The organism is Niveispirillum fermenti, assembly GCF_048066175.1.
Classification (GTDB): Bacteria; Pseudomonadota; Alphaproteobacteria; order Azospirillales; family Azospirillaceae; genus Niveispirillum; species Niveispirillum fermenti.
The window spans coordinates 143982-151300 of the sequence record NZ_JBLTXA010000011.1; the positions used below are offsets into that span (position 1 = coordinate 143982).

The 7319-nt window shown below is 65.6% G+C and carries 4 protein-coding genes; 2 read left to right on the top strand and 2 right to left on the bottom strand.

All coding sequences use genetic code 11. From position 1 onward, the window contains the following. Window positions 1-46: 46 nt before the first annotated feature. Together dnaE and surE are read right to left on the bottom strand one after the other, a co-directional pair. On the bottom strand, window positions 47-3538 hold the full coding sequence (gene dnaE / locus ACM9LZ_RS13640; protein WP_416620026.1) for a DNA polymerase III subunit alpha: 3492 nt from the start codon (window positions 3536-3538) through the stop codon (window positions 47-49). Between the two features lie 41 nt (window positions 3539-3579). Beyond that, a complete protein-coding gene (gene surE / locus ACM9LZ_RS13645) occupies window positions 3580-4410 on the bottom strand; it encodes a 5'/3'-nucleotidase SurE (protein WP_416620027.1) in 831 nt (276 codons plus the stop codon). A gap of 90 nt (window positions 4411-4500) precedes the next feature. Between surE and ACM9LZ_RS13650 the strand changes: the two genes are divergently transcribed. Both ACM9LZ_RS13650 and ACM9LZ_RS13655 read left to right on the top strand, forming a co-directional pair. Then, window positions 4501-4836: a DUF1491 family protein gene (locus ACM9LZ_RS13650; RefSeq protein WP_416620028.1), complete on the top strand. Its 336-nt coding sequence runs from the start codon at window positions 4501-4503 to the stop codon at window positions 4834-4836. 137 nt (window positions 4837-4973) lie between these two features. Continuing rightward, complete coding sequence (locus tag ACM9LZ_RS13655) at window positions 4974-7151, top strand: TonB-dependent siderophore receptor (RefSeq protein ID WP_416620029.1); 2178 nt, start codon at window positions 4974-4976, stop codon at window positions 7149-7151. Window positions 7152-7319: the final 168 nt, after the last annotated feature.

Below are 7319 nucleotides of genomic sequence, written 5' to 3' on the forward strand. Positions count from 1 at the left end.
CCGGCCGGTGGCGCCGCCGTCACCGGCCGGGACCATACCGCCATGTCTAGAGTTCCTGAACCTCGACCACGCCGGGAATGGATTTGAAGGCCCCGCGGCTGGCGGCATTGATCATCACACCGCCCGGCAGGGTGATATCCACCTCCCGCAGCGCGTCCAGTTCCACGGCCAGGGTCACCTTTCCCCGGCCCGCGGGCAGCCGGCCGATGGTGGTCTTGATGGATGGCAGGGCGTTCACATCGTCCAGAAGGATGCGCAGTCCCGCAGCACTCTTGGAGACCTCATCCTCCAGCGACAGCACGCCATGGCAGGTCAGGCGCATCTCCTCGCCATTGCGCTGCACATCCACGCTCAACAGAACGGCCTTGCCCGCTTCCAGCATCTCCCGGCTCTGGGCCAGGGTTTCGGCGAACAGCGTCACCTCATAGACGCCGGAGGCGTCGGAAAGGGTCACGAAGGCGAAGCGGTTACCGCTCTTGGCCGTGCGTTCCTGCCGGGCGACCACGATGCCCGCCATCTTGAAGCGGCTGGACTTGGCGTCACGCGCCTGTCGCGCCAGATCGGAGAATTTCACGACGCGCATGCGGGTCATGGCGGGTGCGAAACTGTCCAGCGGGTGGGCCGACAGGTAGAAGCCGATGGCCTCGAACTCGTGCCGCAGCCGTTCCAGCGGGTCCCAGTCCGGCACCTTCGGCAGGTCGGGCGGCTTCATCGCGTCGGTGGCGCCGAACAGGCTGGCCATGCCGCTGTCGCGCTGCTGCGCCTCCGCCTGGGCGTAACGGACCACGGTTTCCAGACCGGCGAACAATTGCTGCCGGTTGCGGGACAGGCTGTCGAAGGCACCGGCACAGACCAGCTTTTCCAGAAGGCGCTTGTTCAGCACGGTGCCATCGACGCGGCGGGCGAAATCGAACACGTCCTTGAAGGGCCCATTGGCCTCCCGTTCCCGGACCACGGCGTCCATGGCCTGCATGCCGACACCCTTCACGGCGGCCAGCGCATAGCGCACGGCACGGCCGCCATCGGCCAGCGTCTCCACCTTGAATCGGGGGCCGGAGGCATTGACGTCGGGCGGCAGCAGGCGGATGCCCAGCCGGACCAGCTCCTGGCGGAACTGGTTCAGCTTGTCGGTATTGCCCATGTCGTAGGTCATGGTCGCGGCCATGAACTCAACCGGATAATTGGCCTTCATGAACGCCGTCTGATAGGCGACCAGGGCATAGGCGGCGGCGTGCGACTTGTTGAAGCCATAGCCCGCGAACTTGTTCACCTGATCGAAGATCAGGCCCGACTGTTCCTCCGGTACGGCCAGGGTCGCAGCCGAGCCTGTGATGAACTTGGCCCGCTCCTTCTCCATCTCCTCCTTGATCTTCTTGCCCATCGCACGGCGCAGCAAGTCGGCACCGCCCAGGGAATAGCCGGCCAGGACCTGGGCGATCTGCATCACCTGTTCCTGGTAGACCATGATGCCGAAGGTTTCCTCCAGGATGGGCTGAAGGGCCGGGTGCATGTAATCGGGCGCCTCCTGCCCGAACTTCACCTTGATGTATTTCGGGATATTGTCCATCGGGCCGGGACGGTAGAGCGACACCAGCGCGATGATATCCTCGATCCGGTTCGGCTTCATGCGGCGCAGCACGTCGCGCATGCCCGAGCTTTCAAGCTGGAAGACACCGGAACTTTCCGCCCGCCCCAGGATGTCGTAGGACTTCTTGTCCTCCATATCCAGGTCCAGAAGATCCAGTTCCGGGCCCAGGTCGCGGACATGGTCCACCGCCGTCTTCAGCACGGTCAGCGTCTTCAAGCCCAGGAAGTCGAACTTCACCAGGCCCGCCAGTTCCACATATTTCATGTTGAACTGGGTGACCGGCATGTCGGATCGCGGGTCGCGGTACATGGGCACAAGCTGGTCCAGCGGCCGGTCACCGATCACCACGCCCGCCGCATGGGTGGAGGCATGGCGGTAAAGGCCTTCCAGGCGCAGGGCGATGGAAATGAGGCGGTCGACCGTCTCGTCGCTGCGCTTCATCTCCTGCAACTGGGGTTCCCCGTCCAGGGCCTGCTGCAAGGTGACGGGATTGGCCGGGTTGTTGGGGATCAGCTTGCAGATACGGTCCACCTGGCCATAGGGCATCTGCAAGGTGCGCCCCACGTCGCGCACAACGGCGCGGGCCTGCAGCTTTCCGAAGGTGATGATCTGCCCGACCTTGTCGATGCCGTACTTGCCCTGCACATACTTGATCACCTCTTCCCGCCGGTCCTGGCAGAAATCAATGTCGAAGTCGGGCATCGATACGCGCTCGGGGTTCAGGAAGCGTTCGAACAGCAGGCCATAGCGGATGGGGTCAAGGTCGGTGATCAGCAACGACCAGGCGACAAGGGAACCAGCGCCCGAGCCACGGCCGGGCCCCACCGGGATACCCTGGTCCTTGGCCCATTTGATGAAGTCCGACACGATCAGGAAATAGCCGGGGAACTTCATCTTGATGATGGTATCCAGCTCGAAATCCAGGCGCGCCCGGTATTCCTTCTCGATCTTCTCCTTCTCGTCCGCTGCCATGGTGCTGGCGAAGACATATCTGTTCAGGCGGTAGGTCAGCCCGTCATGGGCCTGGGCGCGCAGCTCGTCCGGTTCCTCCCGCCCGTTGGCGCTGGCGAACGGCGGCAGGATGGGGTTCACCTTGCGCGGCATGTAGGCGCAGCGCCGGGCGATCACGACGCTGTTGTCCACCGCCTCGGGCAGGTCGGCAAACAGTTCCCGCATCTCCTGCGGCGACTTGAAATAATGGTGGGGGGAGACGCGGCGGCGCTCCTCCTGCATCACATAGGCGCCGTCGGCGATGCACAGCAGCACGTCGTGCGCCTCGTACATGTCCGCCGTCGCATAATAGGCGTCGTTGGTGGCCACCAGCGGAATGTCGTGGGCATAGGCCATATCGACCAGATCAGGCTCCACCCGTCCTTCCGCCTGCGCCAGGGGACCTTCCACATGGCGCATCAGTTCGATATAGAGCCGGCCGGGGAACAGGGCCTTGAGCCGTTCCAGCAGATCCAGGGCATGGCTCTTCTGCCCGTCCAGCAGCAACCGGTTCAGACCGCCGCCGACCCCGCCGGTCAGGCAGATCAGGCCGTCGGTCAGCCCCTCCATATCCTCCAGCGAGACCTGCGGCAGCAGGCCCGGCTCGGTCTGCATGAACGCGACGGAGACCAGCCGCATCAGGTTGCGATAGCCCTGCTCATCCTGCACCAGCAGTACGAGCTGGTCCGCCCCCGGCCCCAGCAGACGCCCCCCGACCTTCTTCATGGGGCCGAAGGGCGTGACCCAGACCTGACAGCCGATGATGGGTTGCACCCCCTCGTCCGACGCGGCCATGGCGAATTCCAGGCAGCCGAACAGGTTGCCCGTATCCGTCACGGCCACGGCCGGATAGCCGTGCTTGCGGCACAGCTTCACCAGTTCCTTGACCTTGATGGCCCCTTCGGCCAGCGAATAGGCGGAATGGACGCGCAGATGGATGAAACCGGGATCGGCGGGCATGGGGCGTTTGTGTTCCGGCGGTGGGGCGGGATGCCGGAACCCTAACGCAGATGGGGACCGGATTGCGACTCTGCCGGTTCGGCCGCTGGTGCGACGGGGGCCACGCCGCCTGCGGCCAGGGCCGACAGCACGACCGGATCGGTCAGGTCGAAGCCCAGCGGCGTGACGCTGATCCGGCGCTGGCGCAGGGCATCGATATCGCTCCCCTCCCCGCCCTGCCCCGGCTGCCGGCGGATGGACAGCCAGTGATAGGGGAAGCCGCGCGTATCCTCCCGCGTGTCCACATCCAGCACCATGCTGCCCGGCCCGGCCTGCCGCGTCACGGCGATGCCCGCCACCTCCTCCGGCTCCACATCGGGAAAATTCACGTTCAGCACCGATTGCGGTGCCGTGCCGAACCGTTCGACAACGGCAGCCAGATGCGTGATGGCGTTGTGCCAGCGGATGTGGCGGCGGTCGCGCCAGGCCTGGCTGACGGCATAGGCCGGCACACCGCACAGCCGCGCCATCAGGGCCGCGCTGACCGTGCCGGAATAGCCGACCTCCTCCCCCATGTTGGCGCCACGGTTGATGCCGGAGAAGACGATATCGGGCGGCTGGTCGCGCAATACATGGCGCAGTGCTACGACCACGCAGTCGCTGGGCGTGCCCGACACGGCATAGCGGCGATAACCCCGCTCCTGCAGACGCAGCGGAGCATGCAGGCTGAGCGCACGGGAAACGCCCGACTGGTCGTGTTCGGGCGCCACCACCCACACCTCACGGGCCAACGGCGTCACCGCCTCCACCAGGGCCGCCATGCCGGGTGCATCGATCCCGTCGTCATTGGTCAGCAGGGCGCGGGTGAAAAGCGGGGATGCGGGGGCTTGCATCGGCCGGTCCTTCGTGTTGGTTGTCGGTTCCTGCCGCCCATTCAAATCGAACAGGCGTTTGAAGTCGAGAAAGAACGAAGGTGCCGGCCCATGGAAGAACGTCTGCCCACCCATCTGTTCGTGCAGGGTCACCTGTGGCGGCTGAGCGCCGCTGGTGTGCCCGCCTATGTACTGCGCAAGGGGGAGCGGGAAAGCGGCCTGGTGCTGCTGAAGGTCACCGTTCCCTTCCAGGGGTGCCGCATGTTCAGCCAGGGCCGCGACATCAATGGCCGGCTGGGCTGGGTGCCCGGTGCCGCCGGTGCCATGATCGATGAAGGCGAAGCGCGGGATTTTGTCGATCGCCATGTGCGGCGCGACCCCGATCTCTGGGTGATCGAGGTGGAAACCCGCGACGGGTCGAACCCGTTCGAGCTGGAGGAGGACTGATCCCGCCCGTCCCCCCGGCGCACGCCCGGCACACGCAATGCAGCCATCCGCCCCCGGCTTTTCCTTGCGCCGGCGGGCAATTTCGTGAATTCAGGCGCGGAACCCGGATCGAACCCCAGACATTGGTTCCGCAACCCATGAACACATCCCACTCCCGTCACGCCCGTATTCTGTTCACCGCGACCGCCCTGCTGGCGCTGTCGATCCCCAGCCGGACGGGCTGGGCGGTGGAAACTTCCCCGGCCGGCCAGACCGCATTGGACGAGATCATCGTCACCGCGTCGCGCCGGGCCGGCACCATCCGCGATACCCCGGCCAGCGTGTCCCGCGTGGACCGCGATGATTTCGAGGCCAGGGCCACCCGTTTCATCGGCGAGGAACTGCGCGGGTTGCCCGGTCTTGTCGTGAAGACCAACGACCAGGGCACCTATACCGACATCACCATCCGCGGTGTCCCCAACCGCGTCCATAACGATACGATCACCATTCTGATGGACGGCGTTCCCTTCGTCACCGGTGATGACGAGGTGGATATGGAACAACTGCCCTTCGGCGTCGTCGGGCAGGTGGATGTCGTCCGCGGACCGACCAGCGCGCTTTATGGCCGGGGTGCCATCGCCGGCACCATCAACTACATCACCCGCGCGGTGATGGATGAACCGCTGTCCCAGGCGCAGGCGGGCATTGGGTCGCATGGCTGGTGGAATGCCGCCGCCATGGTACAGCGGCCCACCGGCGATGCCGGCGCCATCCTGATATCGGCCCAGGCACAGCGGTCCGATGGCTGGCGCGACCGGACCGACCGGCGCGAGCAGACATTGTTCGTGAAGCAGCGCCTGGATATGGGCGAGACCATGGTGCTGAACCTGACCGGCACCTATGTGAACACCGAACAGGGTCTGGCCGGGGAATTGCCGACCGACGCCGACGGCATTCCCATCCCCCTGCCTGGCGGGCGCAAGGCCAACTGGAACCAGGATGATGCCGGGTTTGACAAGCGCATGTGGACGGGGACGGCCGTGCTGAGCGGCGCATGGTCGGACGCCGTGACGGGCACGACCCGCCTGCATGCCCGCCACGCCAACACCGCCGGCAGACAGGGATTCTTCAACCCGTTCGATCCGGCGGCCGGCACCGTGGATTTCACGGGGTTCCGCGTGGATGGCAGCACCGACACCTGGTTCGCCGAGCAGCAGGTCGACATCCGGCTTGATGACGCCTGGCGCCTGTTGGCCGGGGCCAGTGCGGAACAGGTGAAGGCACACCATATCGAGACCTGGACAGGTGAATTCGATTTCGGGCCGCGATTCTACATGCAACGGCGCGACATCGCCACAGGCGCCCCGGTTGATACCGGGCTCTGGCAGTCCGACCGGCTGCTGGACGCCCGGGCCCGCAACCGGACCCAGGCCGGATTTGCACAGGTGGATGCGGACTGGGGTAGCGTCGCCCTGTCGGCCGGCGCGCGGTTCGACCGGTTCCAGCGCCGCGTGCATTACGGTCCGTCGGGCAGCGGCTATGGCCCCGACCCGGAAACGACCGTCAAGGATACCGACAGCCGGTTGAGCCCCAAGGCCTCGGCCCTGTGGCGGATGACGGATCATGTGACCGCCTATGCCACCTATGGCGAGGGATTCAGCCCCGGTTACGGCCCGATCTGGTCCTTCCGCAATCGCGACACCAGCCTGAACCCCGAAATCGCCCGTAATATCGAGGCCGGGCTGAAAGGCAGCAGCGCGGATGGGCGCTTCACGGCGAGCGTCACGGCCTACCAGCTCCGGCGCAGCGATCTTCTGCAATTGCTGCCCGTCGGCGGCAGCGCGCGTACCATCAATAACGGGCGGCAACGGTCGCGTGGCATCGAACTGGACGCCAATGCCACCCTGGACGAGGGGCTGACGCTGATCCTGTCCTATGGCTATACCCGCGCCGTCTGGACGGAAAACGCCTTCCTGGAACCAGACACCAACCGGCCCTTCGACTTCACGGGCAAGGACGTGGCCGGCGTGCCGCGCCATGCCGGCCGGGTGGAACTGGTGCAGGTCGTCGCCCCGGCCAACCTGATCCTGCGCGGCTGGGCCGATATTTCAGGCGATTACGCCTATGATGGCGCCAACAGCCGTCGGGCCGGGGGCTATGCCCTGCTGAACGGTGCCGTCACCTGGACGGGGCTGGAAGATGTCGACCTGACACTGACGGGGCGCAACCTGCTGGACCGCAAGGTGAACCTCATCGCCGCCAATAATGACGGCCCCTATGCCTATTATCCCCAGCCCCCGCGGCAATGGGTGATGACGGGCACAGTACGGTTCTGACCGTCCTTCCCTTCCGGCAACCGCCGCCGCCCGGTTCCAAAAGAAACGCCGCAGGGGATCATCTCCCCTGCGGCGTTTTTCATTGCCTTGCACCGACTTGGCGATGAATAGAACCTATCGCCAAGTTGGTAGGGCGGCGACTGCCGCTACGCGCCTTGTGGCGCGTCA

Bases quoted from the DNA above. Each gene is read 5' to 3' on its own strand.
- dnaE (WP_416620026.1), bottom strand. From the start codon at position 3,538: ATGCCCGCCGATCCCGGTTTCATCCATCTGCGCGTCCATTCCGCCTAT.
- ACM9LZ_RS13650 (WP_416620028.1), top strand. From the start codon at position 4,501: ATGGAAGAACGTCTGCCCACCCATCTGTTCGTGCAGGGTCACCTGTGG.
- ACM9LZ_RS13655 (WP_416620029.1), top strand. From the start codon at position 4,974: ATGAACACATCCCACTCCCGTCACGCCCGTATTCTGTTCACCGCGACC.
- surE (WP_416620027.1), bottom strand. From the start codon at position 4,410: ATGCAAGCCCCCGCATCCCCGCTTTTCACCCGCGCCCTGCTGACCAAT.